Genomic DNA, 17,909 nt, shown 5'->3' with positions numbered 1-17,909 from the left:
GGAGTCGCGGACCTTGACCCATTCGCAACGTGCCGTTCGATGCACGGAAGGCGCACCGGCGCACAAGTAGGCTGCCGGGGTGCGCACGGTGGAACTTCTGTTGGACGAGGCGGCGGATTCGGCGGTCAGGGAGGCCTGGCGACGGCTCGCGGACGCCGGGCTGCCCAGTCAGGCACGCCACCGCTCACCCACCAACAGCCCCCATCTCACCCTGGCCGCCTGCCCGGAGCTGACGGCTCCCATCCGCTGGGAGCTGGCCGGGGCGGCGGCGGAGCTGCCTCTGCCGGTCCGTTTCGAGGGCGTGATCCGCTTCGAGCGCCCCACGTCCGTCCTGGCCTGGTCGCTCGCACTCGACCCCGCGCTGGCCGGCCTGCACCGCAAGGTGTGGGACGCGGTGACCTCGGAGAACCGGCCCGAGACCCTGAACCCCCTCCACGCACCGGGGAACTGGAGCCCGCACATCACCCTCGGCCGCACCCGCCGCCCCGGCGCCTTCGCCGGCCGCCGCGTCCCCGAACTCCTCCCGCCCCTGCCGCTGTCGGCCCACCTCACGACCTTGCGCAGCTTCGACACGGAGACGGGGACGCTGGAGATCCTGCACCCCCGCCCCTGACCCGTCCTCATCCTCGTCCGACTCACCGGAGGTCGTCCTTCATGACCCTCGCACGCATACTCGTCGGCACGTCATCGGCTCTGGCGACGCTCACCCTGTCCGGCTGCGGTCTCCTGTGGAGCTGCACCGACACGACGGCGGAGCGCGGGGAGGCGGGGGTGCGGGTGGAGATCGAGGACGAGAACGGGCGGCCCGTCGGCGTCACCGCCGAGGTGCCCGGATGGCGCAGGGAACCTCACCCGCAGGTGCCCGCGGAAGGCGACCACATCCACTTCGACATCCGCTTCCACGGAGCCGGGGTCCTGGGGCGCGAACCCGCGGTCGACGTCTGCGCGGTGGACAAGGAGCGCGCGGTCCTGGGCTGTCAGACGGTCCACTCGGCTCAGACGTCCGGTCCCGACGGCGCCTACACGGGCGACTACTACCTCGGCGTCGCCCACCCCGAACGGGTCGCCGAGGTGCTGCTGATCCCCAACGATCAGTCGGCCCACGACCGACGGACCTGCGAGGACGACATCAAGGACGGCGGCGGACCGCATCCGCCGGAGGCCCCCGCGGTGGGTGAGCGGCTGTGAAAGGCGGTCTCAGCCGGCGTTGCGCGCCGGCCGGGGCGGCCGGGCCGGGGCTCCCGGACGGGTCCGGGAGCCCCGGCGGATGTGGTCAGCGAGGACCGTTCAGGCGGTTGCTGATGTGTTCGTGGAGTCGGTGCGGCAGGTGGACGGCCCAGCGGTCGGCGGCCTCGGCGGCCAGGTCGCGGCTCCAGTGCCAGCTGTTGCGGGCCGCCGTGCGCACGTCCTGCTCGCGGGCGGCGGCCGTGGTGGCGACGTAGCGATGACGGTCCGTGTCGGGCAGGTCCTGTTCGAGCGCGCGGCTGGGGGTGAGCCAGTGGGCCGTGCTGTTGCGCAACAGGCGGCAGAGCTGGAGCTGCTGGGGTGCGATGACGGTGTGCAGCAGGGCGTGGGCGCGGGCGATTTCGCCGCGGGCCAGGACGTGGGCGAGCATGAGGGTCCAGTTGGCCAGCTCGTCGGTGAGCTGCTGGGCGGTGGTCACCGGCTCGGGCGGCTGGAAGGCGGCCAGCTGCCGGGCGGCCCGGGTGAGCCGGCCGGTGCGGTCGAGCAGGACGGCGTCGTCGGGGCGGGGCAGGTGCACCATGCCCTGCCAGGTGGGGACTTCGTCGATGCCGGGACCGGCGGGGGTGAGGTGGAACTCGCCGCGCATCAGGTCGTCGAAGACGACGGCGAGGACGCCGTACATGTTGGTGTAGGAGAGCTGGAGCGGTGCGAGCTGCGCCAGGAAGGCCGGGCCGTCGAAGTCGGCGAGGCGGTCGTCCCGGACGTAGAGGTACGCCTCGATGTCGGAGTGGGCGTCGGCCTCGCCCACGGTCCACGAGCCGTAGAGCAGTACGCCCTCCAGCCGGGTGTCGGCGTGGGCGAGCTGTCGCAGGCGTGCGATGCGGTCGTCCAGGGGGGAACGGGCGGAGTGAACGGACATGATGTGGTCGTGTCTCCTGAGGTGAGCGTGCGGGCACGCTGACGGAGCCCGGCACCCGCCGGGCGCATGTCGGTGGACCGTCGCGGTCCGCTCAGGAGAAGGTGCCCATGAACGAGATCATAGCGGTGACCCGGCCGAGGCCCCCGGCGTCAGCCGTTCGGCAGCGTCGGCCGCACCTGCCGGAGGAACGTCGCGTTGTCCGGCGTCTCGCGCAGGCGGGTCAGCAGGGTCTCCAGGTCGGTCGCGGAGTCGCGGGAGGTCAGGGCGCGGCGCAGGCCCTGGGTGGCCGTCAGCTCCTCACGGGTGAGGAGCAGTTCCTCGCGGCGCGTCCCGGAGGGGGCGATGTCCACCGCCGGGAACAGGCGCCGTGACGCCGACTCGCGGTTCAGCCGCAGTTCCATGTTGCCCGTGCCCTTGAGCTCCTCGAAGAAGAACTCGTCGGCACGCGACCCGGTGTCCACCAGCGCGGAGGCGAGGATCGTCAGCGAACCGCCCTCCTCCGTCTGCCGGGCCGCGCCGAAGAACCGCTTCGGCCCGATCAGCGCGCCCGCGTCCACGCCGCCGCTGAGGGTGCGGCCGCCGGGGCCCGCCGCGTTGTTGTACGCGCGGCACAGCCGGGTCAGCGAGTCCAGCAGGATCACGACGTCCTCGCCGGCCTCCGCCAGCCGCCTGGCCCGTTCCACGACCAGCTCGGCGAGCGCGATGTGCTGCTTGGCGGGCCGGTCGAACGTCGAGGCGTACACCTCGCCGTGCACCGAGCGCCGCATGTCGGTGACCTCCTCGGGACGCTCGTCGAGCAGCACCACCATCAGCCGGCACTCGGGGTGATTGCCCGCGACAGCCGCCGCGAGCTGCTGGATGAGGACCGTCTTGCCGGTCTTGGGCGGGGCCACGAGCAGTCCACGCTGCCCCTTGCCCACCGGTGCGAGCAGGTCGACGACGCGGCCGGCGAGCCCGGACGCCCGGTGTTCCAGGCGCAGCCGCCGGTGGGGGTGGACCGGGGTCAGGTCACGGAAGTCCGGGCGGCCCGCGAGCGACCCGGGCGTACGTCCCTCGACGCGGGCGACGTCGGTGAGCGCGCGCCGGTCGCCGAGGACGCCCTCCACCAGGTCGCCCTTGCGCAGGCCGTGCCGGCGCACCAGGGCGGGGGAGACGACGGGGTCGGACGAACCGGCGACCAGGCCGGGGCCGCGCAGGTGCCCCTTCCCGGTCGCGTCGACGTCGAGGACACCGGTGACGGTGACGGACTGCGGCTGCTGCCGTCCGGCGGTCTGACGGGCGGGGCGGTCCAGGGCGGTGGTCATGTGAGTGGTCCTTTCACGGACGGACAGAGGCAGAAAGCGAAGAAGGGGGTAACCGCGGTCTTCGGGGAGGGCGTGTGCGCGCCTCACAGCGGTGGGAACCTCACTGCGGTCGCCGTGCGACCGTGGGGAAAGCCGTACGTGGCGGTGCGGGGGCCGACGTGACGGCTGGGAGGTGAGAAGCCGAAGTGAAGAAGGTTTCGGCGGTGAAGACCGGCCCGGCGCCCGACGGGGCGCTGCACGGCACTCATGGCACCGTACCACGGTGCGGGCCCGGGGCAAGAGAGCCCCGCGGGGGCGCTACGCGCCCCGCAGCGTCCGCGCGACCGACGTGATCGTCTCCGGCCCCACCCGGCAGCACCCCCCGATCAGCCGCGCCCCCGACTCCCGCCAGCCCGTCACCCGGGTCGCCGAGAACGTGGGCGCGCCGGTCCAGGCGCGGGCCCGCGCGTCCCACCGCTCGCCGCTGTTCGGGTAGACCACCACCGGTTTGCCGGTCACACGGGCGGCGACGGCGACCGCGTGGTCCGCGTCCTCCGGGGTGCAGCAGTTGACGCCGACCGCGATCACCTCGTCCGCCCGCGCGGCGAGCGCGAACGCGTCCTCCAGCGGCTGGCCCGCCCGCGTACGGCCCCCGGCCGCCGAGTACGACAGCCAGGCGGGCACACCCAGCCCGCGCACCGCGCGCAGCAGGGCCTCCGCCTCGTCCGTGTCGGGGATCGTCTCCAGGGCGAGGACGTCCGGGGCGGCGGCGGCCAGCACCTCCGCCCTCGGGCGGTGGAACCGTTCCAGTTCCGCGACCGACAGTCCGTAGCGGCCCCGGTACTCGGAGCCGTCCGCGAGCATCGCGCCGTACGGGCCGACGGAGGCCGCCACCCACCGCGGGCGGGGCGGGTCCGAGGCGCGCCGGGCCGCCGTACGGGCGCACTCCACGCTCAGCGCCAGCAGCTCCGCCGCCCGGTCCCGGCCGATCCCGCGGCGCGCGAACCCCTCGAACGTCGCCTGGTAGCTCGCCGTGATCGCCACGTCCGCGCCCGCCTCGAAGTACGCGAGGTGCGCCGCCGTGACCGCCTCCGGGTCCTCCGCGAGCAGCCGCGCCGACCACAGCTCGTCGCTCAGGTCGTGGCCGGCCGCCGCGAGCTGGTTGGACATGCCGCCGTCCAGGACGACCGTGCCGTCCGCCAGGGCCGGGGCGAGGGATCCCGTGGTGCTGCCGCTCATACGGCGACGCTAACCGAGGCGCGCACCGCGTCGCACCGCACGCGAGGGGTACCCGGGGCGGGAGCGTGCGGTGTCCGGGCGGGGCACGAGCATCCTGCTCGCGCCCGCCGGGCGGCGCACGCGGTTCGGTCCCGACCGGGAAGGCGGTGGACATGTGCCGTTGGCTCGCCTATTCGGGCACACCGATTCTGCTCGAGAACCTGCTCTACCGGCCGGTGCACTCCCTGATCGACCAGAGCCTGCACGCCCGGATGGGCGTGGAGACCACCAACGGCGACGGCTTCGGGATCGGCTGGTACATGCCGGCCAAGGGCAGTCCCGCCGTGGTCAGGGACATCGGTCCGGCCTGGAGCGACCGGAATCTGCGGGAGATCGCCGGGCACGTCGTCTCCCCGCTGTTCTTCGCCCACATCCGCGCCTCGACCGGCACGGCGGTGCAGCAGACCAACTGCCATCCGTTCCGGTACGACCGCTGGATGTGGATGCACAACGGGGCGATCGACGGCTTCCCCCTGCTGCGGCGTGACCTCGCCCTGGCCGTCCGTCCGGACCTGTTCCCGTACATCGAGGGGTCCACGGACTCCGAGATGATGTTCTACCTGGCGCTCACCTTCGGCCTGGAGGACGACCCGCGCGGCGCCGTCGCCCGCATGGCGGGCCTGGTGGAGCGCACCGGCCACGCGCACGGCGTCGAACACCCCCTGCAGATGACGGTCGCGGTGACCGACGGCGAGCGGCTGTGGGCGTTCCGCTACTCAACGCAGCACCAGTCCCGGTCCCTCTTCTACAGCACGCGTGTCGAGACGCTGAGGTCCCTCCACCCCGACGTGGCGTTCCTGCGCGACATCGCGGACGACGCCCGCCTCATCGTCTCCGAACCCCTGGGCGACCTCCCCGGCGCCTGGAACGCCGTCCCGGAGAGCACGTACGGGGTGGTGCAGCCGGAGGGGGACGAGATGCACGCGTTCGCGCCGGAGCAGCCGGAGTGAGGCGCGGACGGTTCGGCCGGCGCCGAACGGTCCCGGCCCTAGCGTGGCCCGTATGACCGACGACCGCTCCGGCCGCCCCGCGGAGGCCTTCGCCGCGCTGCACCGCCAGGACCGGCCCCTGCTGCTGCCCAACGCCTGGGACCACGCCTCCGCGGCCCTCCTCCACGCCCACGGTTTCCCCGCCGTCGGCACCACGAGCCTGGGGGTCGCCGCGGCGGCCGGGCTGCCCGACGGGGCCCGGGCCACCCGCGAGGAGACGCTGCGGCTCGCGGGCGCCCTCGGCGCGCTGCCCGTCCTCCTCTCCGTCGACGCGGAGGACGGCTTCAGCGACGATCCCGGTGAAGTAGCCGCTTTCGCGCGGGAGTTGCAGACACGCGGCGTGGTCGGGATCAACCTGGAGGACGGGCTCGGGCCCGTCGACCGCCACGTGGCGAAGATCGAGGCCGTGCGCGCCGCCGCACCCGGTCTCTTCGTCAACGCCCGGACGGACACGTACTGGCGCGGCGACGGCGAGGGCACCCTGGACCGGGTCCTGGCCTACCGCGACGCCGGTGCGGACGGCGTGTTCGTGCCCGGCCTCACCGATCCCGGCGCCCTCGCCGCCCTGGTGCGCGCCCTGGACGGCTGTCCCCTCAACGTCCTCCACGCGCCCGGCGGTCCGTCCCTCGCCCGGCTCGCCGACCTCGGCGTGCGCCGCGTCAGCCTCGGCTCGCTGCTGTACCGGCGGGCCCTCGGCGCGGCCCTGGACGCGGTGGTCGCGGTGCGGGAGGGGCGGGCGCCGGGGGAGGGCACGGTGCCGGCCTACCAGGAGGTGCGGCGGCTCGCCGGGTGACGGCGCCCCCGCCGTGGGTCAGCCCGCCGCCCGGCGGGGCCAGTTCAGCAGCGTCAGGTGCAGCGCGTCGATCATCCGGTCCCACGACGCCTCCAGGTCGCGCGGGGCGCCGAACGCGCCGGCGGACTCCAGGGCGCAGTAGCCGTGGAAGGAACTGCGCAACAGCCGTACCGCATCGGTGAGATCGGGTTCCTCCAGGCCGTACGCGCGGAGCAGGCCGTAGGCGACCTCGGCGGTGCGGCGCAGCGCGGGGGAGCCCGTCACCGTGGCCTCGTCCAGGCGGATCTGGGCGGCCGCGTACCGTCCGGGGTGGGCGAGGGCGTAGCCGCGGTACGCGCCGGCGAACGCGGCCAGCGCCTCCTTGCCGGTGCGGCCCTCGACCGCCGCCGCGATCCGGTCGGTCATCTCGCCGCCCGCCAGCAGCGCCATCCGCGTGCGCAGGTCCCGCAGCCCCCGTACGTGCGCGTACAGGCTCGCGTCCTTGACGTTGAAACGCCGGGCCAGCGCGGACAGGGTGACGTTCTCGTAGCCGGCCTCGTCGGCGAGGTCGACGGCCGCCGCCACGAGGCGGTCGGCGGTGAGTCCGGCGCGGGGGATGCGAGCCTCCGGAGGGTCGGGCGGGCTTCGGAACAGGTGAATGTAGCCGACCCGAGCGGGATGTGGCCCGCCTGCGGCTGATCCGTGGTGGCGGCCGGTCCCCGACGGTCCGCAGCCGTCGTGCCGGCGGCACGCACCGGTCACCCCGCGGACGCACCCGGTTCACGCGCCCCCCGGATCCTCCATTGCGGCGCAGTACGACGAGGAGGCCAGTCATGGGTCACGGGCACGCACACGGACCGCACCACCATCACCACGACCACGGGCACGACCACGGGCACGGCGCGACGGCGCCCCTGCCCGCCGCCTTCGACACCTCCGTGCCCGACGAGGCACTGGACCCCGGGCAGGCGTCCCGCCGCGCCCTGCTGCGCCGGGCCGGACTGCTGGGCGCGGGCCTCGCCTCGGGCACCGTGCTGTCCGGCAGCACCGCCGCGGCCACGCCCGCCGCACCCGCGGCGGGCGACCGCAGAGGCGGCGGCAGAGGCCCGGCCAAGGGCTTCCTGTGGCTCGCGGGCGACCACCACATCCACACCCAGTACAGCAGCGACGGCAAGTACCGCGTCGTCGACCAGGTGCGCCAGGGCGCCCGGCACGGCATGGACTGGCTGGTGATCACCGACCACGGCAGCGCCACGCACGCCAGGATCGGCGTCGAGAAGGTCAACCCGGACATCAGGCAGGCGCGCGCCGCCCACCGGGACACCCTCGTCTTCCAGGGCCTGGAGTGGAACATCCCGGCCGCCGAGCACGGCACCGTCTTCGTCCACCCCGGACGCAACGAGGTCGCCGTGCTCAAGCAGTTCGAGAACGACTACGACGGCGGCGTGAAGGGCGCGGGCGACTCCACCCCCGCCAACGAGGCCCTCGCCGTGGCCGGCCTCCGGTTCCTCGCCGAGCAGGTGCGGCGCCGCAAGGTCGAGGACGTGCTGATGCTCGCCAACCACCCCTCCCGCAAGGGCATCGACTCCCCGCACGAGATCCGCGCCTGGCGCGACGCCACCGGCCGGGACCGGCAGATCGCCGTCGGCTTCGAGGGCGCGCCCGGCCACCAGGCCGCCGGACTGCCCGGCCCGCTCGGTCCGGGCGGCGCACGCGGCATCTACGACGGCAGCCCCGGCCCGAACTCCTTCCCCGGCTACCCGCTGGAGAGCTACCGCACCTGGGGCGGCTTCGACTGGATGACCGCCACCGTCGGCGGCCTGTGGGACAGCCTCCTCGCCGAGGGCCGCCCCTGGTGGATCACCGCGAACTCCGACTCCCACCAGGTGTACGCCGACACCACCGCCCGCGGCGCCGGCGACTTCGCCACCGACGGCCGCCACGGCGACCCGGTGTACGCCGGGAAGATCGACACCCGGCAGGGCGACTTCTGGCCCGGCCAGTACAGCCGCACCCACGTCGGCGCCGACGGCTTCTCCTACGCCGCCGTCATGGACGGCATCCGCGCCGGCCGCATCTGGGTCGACCACGGGCAGCTCATCAGCGGCCTCGACGTCCGGGTGTCCGGAGGCGGCCGCTGGGCCACGCTCGGCGGCGCCCTGCACGTCCGCAAGGGGACGAAGGTCACGCTGACCGCCGACGTGGCGCTCGCGGGCGGCCCCAACTGGGCCGGGTTCACGCCCGCACTGGCCCGCGTCGACGTCATCCAGGGCGACGTCACCGGCCCGGTGTCCGACCGGGACACGTTCACCGCGCCGACGGCGGCCGTCGTCCGGTCGTACGAGATCGGGAAGTCCGCGGGCAGTGTGCGGCTCACCTTCGACCTGGGGCGGGTCGACCGTCCCGTGTACCTGCGGCTGCGCGGCACCGACGGCAACCGGTCCGCCGTCGGGGTCATGGGCGCGAAGACCGACCCGGCCGGTCCCGCCCTGGACGTCGTGGGCGACGCCGACCCCTGGCGCGACCTGTGGTTCTACTCCAACCCCGTGTGGGTGCTGCCGTCGTGACGGCGTACGCGCTCACCGTCGACGCGGGCGCGCGGGACCTGCGGACGGCGGACCACCTGCTGCACCGGCTGGCGGACCGGCTCGCCCTGCCCGCGGACACCGTCGGCTGCACCCACCTGGTGCGGGACGGACGCCCGAGGGTCGTCGTGTCGCTGTCCCTGCCTTCGGCGTCCCTGCTGGACACCGTGCGGGAGCGGCTCGCGGAGGGGGAGCACGGCGCCGTCTCGGCCGGACTGCCGGACCCGTCGGGGCGCGCGGTGCTCTATCCGGGGGCGTCCCGGCTCACGGGCACCCTGACGGTCGGGGAGCTGCTGGAGTGCTCCGCGATCGACCGGGTGACGGTGCTGGGCTCGCCCCTGCCGCCGGAGCCGGAAGCCCGCATGGTGACCCGCGACCACGTACGGCCGCAGTGGCAGGGCGGTGCGCTGGTCCTCGCCGCCACCCCGGCCCTGGGGGACACCCTGGTGCCCTTCGAGGCGCCGGACCCCACCCCCTGCTGCGCGGACCACTGAGGACGCAGGGACGCGGGGACGCGGGGGCCCACGGGCGTCCGCGTCCCGTCAGCCGCCCAGCACGCCCCGCACGAACGCGTTGCCGAACGTGCCCTCCGGGTCCAGTTCGCGGACCAGGGCGCGGAAGTCGTGCAGCCGCGGGTAGCGGGCGTGCAGCTCGGCGGGCGGGACGGTGAACACCTTGCCCCAGTGCGGTCGCGGCGCGAACGGCGCCAGCGCCTCCTCCACCCGCCGCACCACCGGCAGCACCGCCGCCGTGTCCTCGATCCAGGTGAAGTGCACGGCCACCGTGTCCCTGCCGTACGCGGGGCCCAGCCACTGCTCCTCGGCGGCCACCGTGCGCACCTCGCAGGTCTGCAGCACCGGCGCGACCGTCTCCCGGACGCCGTCCAGGGCGCGCAGCACGTCCACGGCGGTCTCCCGGGGCAGCAGGTACTCCGACTGGAGTTCCGCCCCGCTGCTCGGCGTGAACTCCGCCCGGAAGTGCGGCAGCCGCTCGTGCCACGGACCCGGCGTCCCGAACTGCTCGGTGCAGTTCACCCCGGGCATCCCCGGCACGGGGTGCGCCTTCTCCGTCGCGGGCGCCGCCCACGGGAAGTCCGCGCGAGGCCGGTCGGCGCGGTGCTTCACCCACACCTGCCGGAAGCCCGGCTTCCGCCAGTCGGTGAACAGGCTCACGCTGTACGCCGCCGACATCACCGCGTCGAACGTGCCCGAGTCCAGGAGGTCGAGCGGCAGCTCGGTGAACACCCGCTGTTCCACCTCGTACGCCGGTTCCAGGTCCAGGGTGAGCGCGGTGACCACGCCGAGCGCCCCCAGCGAGGTGACCGCGCCGCCGAACCGCTCGTCGCCGCGCGCGAGGGTCACCGTCGAGCCGTCCGCCGTGACCAGCTCCACCGCGCGCACGGACGCTGACAGCGGGCCGTTGCCGACGCCCGAGCCGTGCGTGCCGGTGGCGACCGACCCGGCCACCGAGATGTGCGGGAGCGACGCCATGTTCGCCAGCGCCAGCCCGTGCCGGTGCACCTCGCGGGCCAGCTCCGCGTACCGCACCCCGCCGCCGACCCGTACCGTCCGCCCCCCGGCGTCCACCTCGATCAGCGGGGGCAGCGCGGCGAGGGACACGAGAACACCGCCCTCGCCCGCGTCGGCGATGCGGTTGAAGGAGTGGCCGCTGCCCAGCACCCGCACCCGGGAGGAGCCCGCGACCAGTGCGCGCAGCGCCTCGAGCGTGCGCGGCCGGTGCAGCTCCTCGGCGGCATAGGTGATGTTGCCCGCCCAGTTGGTCACGCTCTCGGTCATCCCTCGTCCCTCCCGCCGGCGGACCCGTGGACGGGCCCCGACGGAACCTACCTCGGGAGTGAACCGCACCCGGTGGGGGGGACCCGCCGCCCGGGACGTCCGGCCGGGGGCATACCGTGAGGAGTCGTACGTCGGCACCGGGAGGAGAACACGCGATGGGCAGCCGTACCGCGCTGGTCGAGGATCTGATGGAGCGGTTCCCGCACGTGCCGCGCGAGGCCGTCTTCAAGGAGGACCTGCTGCGCGGCGGTGTGGCCTTCGACGCGTCCGCGCTCAGCGACAACGAGGGCGGCGAGGTCAAACCGAAGTCGTACTTCATCTTCTCCTTCGACCACGGCACCCTGCCGGAGCTGGGCGAGGCCGCGCTGCGCCGCCCGCCGGAGGAGATCATCCTCACCGGAGGACCGTACGACCTGCGCCGCACGGTCGTGTCCGTCCGCGTGAACCCGTCGTCCCCGTACCGGGTCGCCGCCGACGAGCACGGCATGCTCGGCCTCTACCTGGACGGCAAGCGGATCTCCGACGTCGGCGTGCCGCCGATGCCGGAGTACTACCGGCACAAGCTGTCCAACGGGAAGTCCGTGATGGAGGTCGCCCCCACCATCCAGTGGGGCTACCTGATCTACCTGACGGTCTTCCGCGTCTGCCAGTACTTCGGCGCCAAGGAGGAGTGCCAGTACTGCGACATCAATCACAACTGGCGCCAGCACAAGGCGGCCGGCCGGCCCTACACCGGCGTGAAGGACGTCGAGGAGGTCCTCGAGGCCCTGGAGATCATCGACCGCTACGACACGGCGAAGGCGTCCACCGCCTACACCCTCACCGGCGGCGCGATCACCAAGACCGTCTCCGGCCGCGACGAGGCCGACTTCTACGGCCACTACGCCAAGGCCATCGAGGAGCGCTTCCCCGGCCGCTGGATCGGCAAGGTCGTCGCCCAGGCGCTGCCCAAGGACGACGTGCAGCGCTTCAAGGACTACGGCGTGCAGATCTACCACCCCAACTACGAGGTGTGGGACGAGTACCTGTTCAAGATGTACTGCCCCGGCAAGGAGCGGTACGTCGGCCGGGACGAGTGGCACCGGCGGATCCTCGACTCGGCCGAGATCTTCGGCGCGCGCAACGTGATCCCCAACTTCGTGGCGGGCGTGGAGATGGCCGAGCCGTTCGGCTTCAAGACGGTCGACGAGGCCATCGCGTCCACCACCGAGGGCCTGCGCTTCTTCATGTCGAAGGGGATCACGCCCCGCTTCACCACCTGGTGTCCCGAGCCGACCACCCCGCTCGGCAAGGCCAACCCGCAGGGCGCGCCGCTGGAGTACCATATCCGGCTCCTCCAGGCGTACCGGCAGACCATGGAGGACTTCGGCCTGTCCTCGCCCCCCGGGTACGGCCCGCCCGGACCCGGCCGCGCGGTGTTCTCCGTCAGCTCCTTCATGGACAGCCTCCCGGCGGAGGAGCCCGTCGAGGCGGTCTGAGCGTCCGCCGCGCACCGCGGCGGACCAGGCAGGACGGAACAGGAAGGGCCGGAACCGAGACGTTCCGGCCTTTCCTGCGTATGGTCCCTGCGAGGGGTCGCGGTACCGCCACACAAAGTGAAGACGGCGCTTGTCAGTTGTGTCGGGGACGTGCGAAGCTCTCGTCCACTGCCGCGAGGTTCCCTTCAACTCCACCCGCCGGTACGGCGAGTTGACCTCGCTCGTGGATGCAGGAGTCTCATGCCCGACCTGCCGAGCCCCCAGGACGCCGCCGAAGCGGCCCTGTTCTCCGAATGCTGGGACGCGGTGCTCTCCTACGCCGACCTGTGCACGGCGGGCTCCGACGCCGCCGCGGAACTGGCCCGGGAGGCCTTCGCCGAGGGCATACGGGAACTGCGCGCGGCCGAGTCGGGGAGCGTGCGCGGGACCGGACGCCGTTCCTCCCGGCTGCCCCGCATCCCCCTGCTGCTGACCGCCGTACGGAACACGGCCGCCGGGTGGGAGAAGGAGGGGCAGGGGCACAAGCTCGACCCCGGCCTCCGGCTGTGGCTGCACTCCGAGGAGGCCGCCCGCCACACCGGGCCGCCCCTCGGACGCCCCATCGCCCTGCGGGGGTTGCGCGACCTCCAGCAGGCGGACGCCGAACTGCTGTGGCTGGCCGAGGCGGAGGCGCTGCCGCTGCCCCTGGTGGCTCGCCGGCTGGGCCTCGACCCGGCCACCGCGGCCGACGAACTCGCCCAGGTCGGCCGCCTGTTCCGGGACCGCTGCCACCGCAACCACCTCGACTCCCCGATGGACGCCGAGTGCCGCAGCTACGCCCGGCTGCTCGACGCCGTCACCCGCTCGCCCGCCGCGGACGCCCCCGAGGACCTGTCCCGGCACCTCGCCGCCTGCCGGCAGTGCGCGGAGGCCGCCGCCTGTCTGCGCCCGCACGGCGGCACCCTGCCCGGCGCGCTGGCCGGCGGCGTCATCGGCTGGGGCGGCCTCGCCTACCTGGAGCGCCGCCGCCGCGCCGCCGAGGTGCGGCTGGGCGCCGGGCACCCGGACGGCGCCGACCCGGACGCCGACGACCCGGTGGGCGGGCCCGGCCGCGGGGCGCGGGTCGCCCGGCACGGGCCCATGGCCGCGGCCGTCGTCGTCTCGCTGCTCGCGCTCGCGGTGTCGCTGATGCCGTTCGGGGACGGCGGGGATCCCGGGACCGCCGCCCCCGACAACGACCGCGGAGGTCCGGTGGCCGCGCCCGTGCCGTCGCTGCCGCCGGTGGGCACGGCGCCGTCCGGCTCGCCGGACCCCTCCGTCCCCGCGTCCAGTGCCGCTGCCGCGCCGAGCAGCGCCCCGCCCTCCCGCACGGCGGACCCGACGCCCGAGCCCGACCCGGAGCCGCAGGGCACGTCCTCCGGCGCCGCCGCCACGCCGGGGGACGGCGGCCCCTCGCGGCCCGCCTGCCTGGTCGACTACGACGTGCTCGACCAGTGGCCGGAGGGCTACCAGGCGGCCGTCACCGTGACCACCCGGCACGCCCTGGACGGCTGGCGGGTCGGCTTCACCCTCCCCGACGGCCAGCGCGTCACCCAGATGTGGGACGCCTCGGTCCACCAGTCCGGCGCGCGGGTGACCGCCACCGCGCCCGACTACAACGCGAGCGTCGCCGCGGGCGGCAGACTCGCCTTCGGCTTCGTCGCGGCGAGGCAGGCGAGGCGGGACACGGACGTCCGGGCGTCGGACTTCACGGTCGACGGGAGGGCCTGCGGGGTGGCGTGAGCGGTTGACGCGCTCGTGCCCGGCGGGCATGCGTGCCTCAAGGGTCTGGCGGAGGGCTGGCATTGGGGATGCCGCTCCGGGGGAGGCACCCCGCGGGCGCCGGGCTGCGCGAACGCCCGGGCTCACCGCAACGCGGGTCCGTCACACTCGTACGTCGCATCAAAGGGCGGCGAGCCGCCCGACCGACAGCTCGGTCCGCCGCTCCGCGTCCTCCACCGGCAACCGCCGGGTCGGGACAGCACCTGCGTGGCATCGTGGCCGACGCCGCGCAGAGTGCCGGAGGGGAAGCCGCGCCGGAACTCGAGGCCGGCACAGCCGATCCCGGGAGCGGGGCGGCCGCCGGCGTCCGGGGCGCCCCTTGCGGCCGGGTAGGGACGGCATGGCGGTGTCCGGCGGCCCGGATGACCGCATCGACCGTGTCCTTCGAGCCGCCGGCCCGGACGATGCCCTCCGGCGTGAGGCGGGTGAGCATCCCGCCCCCCTCGACACCGTGGGCGTCGAGGGGTGCTCCGGCCCACCGGTGAGGCGATGGCGGGCGCCGGGGTCGCCCACCCGGATGCGCCCGGGTTTGGGCTGTGCGCCAGGCGATACACGTTCCATGACAATTCACGCAAGACGCACCATTGCTGGAGGTAATAGTGGCTGCTGTGGTCAAGGACATGCTCCGTGCCTACCCCGCCGATCTGGGCGGTGTGGACAGGGAGAAGCTGGCGCGCTGTATCGAGGAGTGCCTGGCTTGCGCGCAGGCGTGCACGGCCTGCGCCGACGCGTGCCTGTCGGAGGAGATGGTCGACGAGCTGACGAAGTGCATCCGCACCGACGCGGACTGCGCGGACGTCTGTACCGCCACCGCCGCCGTGCTTTCCCGTCACACCGGTTACGACGCGAACGTCACGCGCGCCGTGCTCCAGGCGTGCGCGACGGTGTGCAAGGCCTGCGGCGACGAATGCGAACGCCACGCCGGCATGCACGACCACTGCCGCGTGTGCGCCGAAGCCTGCCGACGCTGCGAGCAGGCCTGCAACGACCTGATCGCCTCCCTCGGCTGACTGGCCGGGCGAGTGTGTTCGCGGGGGCATGAGGGAGAAGTCCGGAAAGCGGGGCGCGGCAGGGCCGTGACCTCCTGCGCGGGCTTCGGCCACACCCTTCTCGGACGGTGATCCGTGGCCGGCGACCGGCAGAGGACGACGGCTGCTGTCCGGTCATATCGGCCGGTGGTCCGCCCTCCGCGTGCCGTCGAGCAAGGGCCGGCCGAGACGTGTCGTGATGAGCTTGCGGACGGCGATCACACCGGCCGCGGCGGCGACACGCCCCCACGACGGTTCGTCGGCGAGCTTGATCAGTCCGGCAGCGGTGAGGAAGTCGAGCAGCACGCCCAGTGACGTGCGGAACCGGCCCACGGCCACGTGGACCACGCAGGCGCTGACCAGCCCCAGGACGGTGGTGAGCGCGGCGGCGGTGTGAAGCCAGGGGGTCATCAGGCCGAGGTCTTCTCCCTCGCGTCGAGTTCGGCTCTTTCCTGGGCGATCTCCCGGCCCAGGAAGTAGTTGAGCGCGGTACGGATCGCGGCGATCGCCGCCAGCTGCCCGATCTCCGCGAAGCTCGGCGCGACGGCCGTCCGCAGTACGTCACCGGCGAGCTGGAACTCCAGGCCCAGGACGAGGAAGCGTCCGAGGCTGAGGCGGATGCGGTTGAAGCCGGACAGCTTGCGGTCGCGCCGTAGTCCGGCCAGGAGGAACTGCGCGAATGCCCAGACGGCTCCCACGAAGATGATCAGTGCGCCGGCGGACTCGACGACTCTGACGAGGAGCCCGATCACGTCGCGCAGCGTCGACTCGGGCAGGAGCTCCATCGACAAGGGCATGGTGAGGCCGGTACCCCGTCCTGCGGGCCCACTCGCCTGCCGGGCACGGTTCTCACCCGGTCGCCGCCGGACGGCCGGCCTTCTGGTCCGACTCGCTGGGCGGCGCCTCGGCCCTGCCCCCCACCTGGACCCCGGCGGCGCGGCGCGCGCCGTCGTTCCGGGGCCGTCCGATGCGCGCATGGGGAGATCGCAGCGGTGGGACCCGCCCGGTACGACGGCCGGCCACGGCGTCACACCGCGGCCCGCTTCGCGCTGCTGGACGGCCGGCTGCGGCACTGGCAGCCGACGGTGTCCGTTCGCCCATCGGCGGCCGGTACGGCTGCGGCGGTGGGGGCGCGGCAGCCCTTGCCCGATGCCTGGCCCGCCTCGGACGGCTCCTCTCCGGCCGGCTCGGTGCACCCACCCGGGCGGAAGCACGGCAGCCATGGCCGAGGTCGCGGCAGTCTCCCGTCAGCGGTGCCGCGAGCCGGTCCGGCTCCCGTCACGACGCGTGCCGCGTCCACGGGGTGGTCGGCTGGAGCACGGCCTCGGTGAGCGCGCGGGACCTCAGCCGGGTGATCTCCCGGTAACCGGGATCGGTCACCATGCGAACGAACGCCTCCCGGCTCGGATAGCGCACGAGCAGCACGGCGTCCCACGCCTGTCCTTGTCCGGCGACCAGGGGGGTGTCGCCGTCCCCGGCGTAGAGGAGCTCGCCCCCGTGCCGTCGCAGGAAGACCGCCGCACGACGTGAGTACTCCTCGTACGACGTGCGTCCGTCAGGCGCGAACCGCAGCAGGTTGAGCATGACGAAAGGCTCCCCGGGCTTCTGGTCACCGAGTTCCTGGAGGACCGCCTCGGGTGGATCGACAGCCATGAACGTCTCCTTGTCGTCGCGGGGTGGAGGGCGTGGAGGGCGTGGAGGGCGTGGGGGGCGTGGGGGGCGTGGGGGGGCGTCCGGCGGACGGCTGGCACGAGGGTAGGTGACGACGCGCCCGGCTGCATACCACCTGGTCGGTACGAGGTGCGCGGCCGGATGTGGCCGCGGCCCTCGCGGAAGCGGGCCGTGACCGCGGTGGTGGCGGGCGGGCCGGGTCTCGGCCGACGTGCTCCCGGTGATCGTGGGGCGGTAGAAAGGAGTCGTGCGCGAGAGCGAGGGCCCCGCGAGGGCGATGGACGATGTGGATGCCGTGACCCAGGCGGTGCTGACCGCGTCACGCCTGCTGGTCGCGGTGTCCGCGCGTTCCCTCGCCGAGGTCGAGGAGCGGGTGACGCTGCCGCAGTTCCGGATGCTGGTGGTGCTGGCCACGAGGGGAGCCACCAAGCTCGTCACGCTGGCCGAGCAGCTCCAGGTGGCGCCGTCCACCGCCATGCGCATGGTGGACCGCCTGATCGCGGCCGGCCTGGCGGACCGGCACGCCAATCCCCACAGTCGTCGGGAGACGCTGCTGCAGCTCACCGCCGAGGGGCAGCGCACGGTCGAGAGCGTCACGGCTCGCCGGCGTACCGAGATCGCCGCCATCGTCGAAAGGCTCACTCCGGTGCAGCGGCTGGCCCTGGTCGAAGCGCTCAACGCCTTCAACAAGGCCGGGGCGGAGCCCTTGGCGCCGGTCGTCGAGGACACGCAGGCGCATCCGCTGGGGTGGACGGGCGAACTGCCCGGCGCCCCGTGAGGCGGGCGCAAGGACCGATGCCCGCCGCAGGCAGGCACGTGCTCCCGTTCCCCACGGGCGCAGGCCGCTCCCGGTGCGTGTCCGCGCGGTCCCGGGCTGCTGAGCGGACGTGCCGGGAACGGCGCGGCCCGCTCCGGGCGCCGAGCCGGTCCCTCGGGCCGCCGTAGCCGTCCTGAGGGCTCCCGCCGCCGGGGCCCGATGGAGAATTTCTTTGCTCTATGCAAAACTACACGGACGGCTGGGCCTGGCGGCCCCGCCTGGAGTGCCGGGAAGTCTGGTCGGCGTCCGTCAAGGCGAACCGTCCGGAGGCCCGGCCATGCCACCGTCCCGTCCCGTGCCGCACGACA

The 17,909-nt window shown here is 74.0% G+C and carries 18 protein-coding genes; 10 read left to right on the top strand and 8 right to left on the bottom strand.

All coding sequences use genetic code 11. The features are described from left to right. Positions 1 to 88 precede the first annotated feature (88 nt). Entirely contained in the window at positions 89 to 613 is a 525-nt protein-coding gene (locus tag C1708_RS07050; RefSeq protein WP_241911192.1) for a 2'-5' RNA ligase family protein, read from the top strand. A 41-nt stretch (positions 614 to 654) separates the two neighbouring features. Beyond that, complete coding sequence (locus C1708_RS07045) at positions 655 to 1,188, top strand: hypothetical protein (protein ID WP_106411834.1); 534 nt, start codon at positions 655 to 657, stop codon at positions 1,186 to 1,188. An 85-nt stretch (positions 1,189 to 1,273) separates the two neighbouring features. On the opposite strand, the gene C1708_RS07040 is transcribed toward C1708_RS07045, so the two are convergent. From C1708_RS07040 to mmuM, 3 genes are all read right to left on the bottom strand, one after another. Continuing rightward, entirely contained in the window at positions 1,274 to 2,104 is an 831-nt protein-coding gene (locus tag C1708_RS07040) for a nucleotidyltransferase domain-containing protein (protein ID WP_106411833.1), read from the bottom strand. A gap of 149 nt (positions 2,105 to 2,253) precedes the next feature. Next, entirely contained in the window at positions 2,254 to 3,408 is a 1,155-nt protein-coding gene (gene rho / locus C1708_RS07035; RefSeq protein ID WP_106411832.1) for a transcription termination factor Rho, read from the bottom strand. 297 nt (positions 3,409 to 3,705) lie between these two features. Next, positions 3,706 to 4,626 (bottom strand): homocysteine S-methyltransferase, encoded by a 921-nt coding sequence (mmuM, locus tag C1708_RS07030; RefSeq protein WP_106411831.1) that lies wholly within the window; start codon positions 4,624 to 4,626, stop codon positions 3,706 to 3,708. 152 nt (positions 4,627 to 4,778) lie between these two features. Here mmuM and C1708_RS07025 point away from each other — a divergent pair, with 152 nt between their 5' ends. Then, positions 4,779 to 5,615 carry a class II glutamine amidotransferase gene (locus C1708_RS07025; RefSeq protein WP_106416194.1) on the top strand — a complete coding sequence of 279 codons (837 nt, stop codon included), beginning with the start codon at positions 4,779 to 4,781 and terminating at the stop codon, positions 5,613 to 5,615. A 52-nt stretch (positions 5,616 to 5,667) separates the two neighbouring features. Continuing rightward, on the top strand, positions 5,668 to 6,447 hold the full coding sequence (locus C1708_RS07020; protein ID WP_106411830.1) for an isocitrate lyase/PEP mutase family protein: 780 nt from the start codon (positions 5,668 to 5,670) through the stop codon (positions 6,445 to 6,447). 18 nt (positions 6,448 to 6,465) lie between these two features. Here the strand turns inward: C1708_RS07020 and C1708_RS07015 are convergent, their stop codons facing one another. Continuing rightward, a complete protein-coding gene (locus C1708_RS07015; RefSeq protein WP_106416193.1) occupies positions 6,466 to 7,044 on the bottom strand; it encodes a TetR/AcrR family transcriptional regulator in 579 nt (192 codons plus the stop codon). A 215-nt stretch (positions 7,045 to 7,259) separates the two neighbouring features. On the opposite strand from C1708_RS07015, the gene C1708_RS07010 reads away from it, so the two are divergent. Together C1708_RS07010 and C1708_RS07005 are read left to right on the top strand one after the other, a co-directional pair. After that, entirely contained in the window at positions 7,260 to 8,993 is a 1,734-nt protein-coding gene (locus C1708_RS07010) for a PHP domain-containing protein (RefSeq protein ID WP_106411829.1), read from the top strand. Beyond that, positions 8,975 to 9,505 carry a hypothetical protein gene (locus tag C1708_RS07005; protein ID WP_241911191.1) on the top strand — a complete coding sequence of 177 codons (531 nt, stop codon included), beginning with the start codon at positions 8,975 to 8,977 and terminating at the stop codon, positions 9,503 to 9,505. Before C1708_RS07010 ends, C1708_RS07005 begins: the two co-directional genes overlap by 19 nt. Positions 9,506 to 9,553: 48 nt before the next feature. On the opposite strand, the gene C1708_RS07000 is transcribed toward C1708_RS07005, so the two are convergent. Then, the gene (locus C1708_RS07000; RefSeq protein WP_106411827.1) at positions 9,554 to 10,807 is read right to left on the bottom strand and encodes an FAD-binding protein; all 1,254 of its coding nucleotides are present in this window, start codon (positions 10,805 to 10,807) and stop codon (positions 9,554 to 9,556) included. A 155-nt stretch (positions 10,808 to 10,962) separates the two neighbouring features. Here C1708_RS07000 and C1708_RS06995 point away from each other — a divergent pair, with 155 nt between their 5' ends. From C1708_RS06995 to C1708_RS06985, 3 genes are all read left to right on the top strand, one after another. Further along, entirely contained in the window at positions 10,963 to 12,285 is a 1,323-nt protein-coding gene (locus C1708_RS06995; RefSeq protein ID WP_106411826.1) for a radical SAM protein, read from the top strand. Positions 12,286 to 12,525: 240 nt separating this feature from the next. Continuing rightward, positions 12,526 to 14,046 (top strand): cellulose-binding domain-containing protein, encoded by a 1,521-nt coding sequence (locus C1708_RS06990; protein WP_106411825.1) that lies wholly within the window; start codon positions 12,526 to 12,528, stop codon positions 14,044 to 14,046. 659 nt (positions 14,047 to 14,705) lie between these two features. Continuing rightward, on the top strand, positions 14,706 to 15,095 hold the full coding sequence (locus C1708_RS06985; RefSeq protein ID WP_391663056.1) for a four-helix bundle copper-binding protein: 390 nt from the start codon (positions 14,706 to 14,708) through the stop codon (positions 15,093 to 15,095). Positions 15,096 to 15,248: 153 nt separating this feature from the next. On the opposite strand, the gene C1708_RS06980 is transcribed toward C1708_RS06985, so the two are convergent. From C1708_RS06980 to C1708_RS06970, 3 genes are all read right to left on the bottom strand, one after another. Next, complete coding sequence (locus C1708_RS06980; protein WP_106411823.1) at positions 15,249 to 15,524, bottom strand: hypothetical protein; 276 nt, start codon at positions 15,522 to 15,524, stop codon at positions 15,249 to 15,251. Further along, entirely contained in the window at positions 15,524 to 15,910 is a 387-nt protein-coding gene (locus C1708_RS06975; protein ID WP_106411822.1) for a DUF1622 domain-containing protein, read from the bottom strand. Before C1708_RS06975 ends, C1708_RS06980 begins: the two co-directional genes overlap by 1 nt. A 481-nt stretch (positions 15,911 to 16,391) precedes the next feature. Beyond that, positions 16,392 to 16,766: a DUF1330 domain-containing protein gene (locus C1708_RS06970; protein WP_106411821.1), complete on the bottom strand. Its 375-nt coding sequence runs from the start codon at positions 16,764 to 16,766 to the stop codon at positions 16,392 to 16,394. A gap of 295 nt (positions 16,767 to 17,061) precedes the next feature. Between C1708_RS06970 and C1708_RS06965 the strand changes: the two genes are divergently transcribed. Continuing rightward, entirely contained in the window at positions 17,062 to 17,562 is a 501-nt protein-coding gene (locus C1708_RS06965; RefSeq protein ID WP_106411820.1) for a MarR family winged helix-turn-helix transcriptional regulator, read from the top strand. Positions 17,563 to 17,909: the final 347 nt, after the last annotated feature.

It is taken from the genome of Streptomyces sp. DH-12 (assembly GCF_002899455.1).
Taxonomy (GTDB): domain Bacteria; phylum Actinomycetota; class Actinomycetes; order Streptomycetales; family Streptomycetaceae; genus Streptomyces.
Note: the sequence above shows the minus strand (reverse complement) of the source record. Positions and strands in the feature narration are given on the sequence as shown.

Bases quoted from the DNA above. Each gene is read 5' to 3' on its own strand.
- C1708_RS07045 (WP_106411834.1), top strand. From the start codon at position 655: ATGACCCTCGCACGCATACTCGTCGGCACGTCATCGGCTCTGGCGACG.
- C1708_RS07040 (WP_106411833.1), bottom strand. From the start codon at position 2,104: ATGTCCGTTCACTCCGCCCGTTCCCCCCTGGACGACCGCATCGCACGC.
- rho (WP_106411832.1), bottom strand. From the start codon at position 3,408: ATGACCACCGCCCTGGACCGCCCCGCCCGTCAGACCGCCGGACGGCAG.
- mmuM (WP_106411831.1), bottom strand. From the start codon at position 4,626: ATGAGCGGCAGCACCACGGGATCCCTCGCCCCGGCCCTGGCGGACGGC.
- C1708_RS07025 (WP_106416194.1), top strand. From the start codon at position 4,779: ATGTGCCGTTGGCTCGCCTATTCGGGCACACCGATTCTGCTCGAGAAC.
- C1708_RS07020 (WP_106411830.1), top strand. From the start codon at position 5,668: ATGACCGACGACCGCTCCGGCCGCCCCGCGGAGGCCTTCGCCGCGCTG.
- C1708_RS07010 (WP_106411829.1), top strand. From the start codon at position 7,260: ATGGGTCACGGGCACGCACACGGACCGCACCACCATCACCACGACCAC.
- C1708_RS07000 (WP_106411827.1), bottom strand. From the start codon at position 10,807: ATGACCGAGAGCGTGACCAACTGGGCGGGCAACATCACCTATGCCGCC.
- C1708_RS06995 (WP_106411826.1), top strand. From the start codon at position 10,963: ATGGGCAGCCGTACCGCGCTGGTCGAGGATCTGATGGAGCGGTTCCCG.
- C1708_RS06990 (WP_106411825.1), top strand. From the start codon at position 12,526: ATGCCCGACCTGCCGAGCCCCCAGGACGCCGCCGAAGCGGCCCTGTTC.
- C1708_RS06985 (WP_391663056.1), top strand. From the start codon at position 14,706: ATGCTCCGTGCCTACCCCGCCGATCTGGGCGGTGTGGACAGGGAGAAG.
- C1708_RS06980 (WP_106411823.1), bottom strand. From the start codon at position 15,524: ATGACCCCCTGGCTTCACACCGCCGCCGCGCTCACCACCGTCCTGGGG.
- C1708_RS06975 (WP_106411822.1), bottom strand. From the start codon at position 15,910: ATGCCCTTGTCGATGGAGCTCCTGCCCGAGTCGACGCTGCGCGACGTG.
- C1708_RS06970 (WP_106411821.1), bottom strand. From the start codon at position 16,766: ATGGCTGTCGATCCACCCGAGGCGGTCCTCCAGGAACTCGGTGACCAG.
- C1708_RS06965 (WP_106411820.1), top strand. From the start codon at position 17,062: ATGGACGATGTGGATGCCGTGACCCAGGCGGTGCTGACCGCGTCACGC.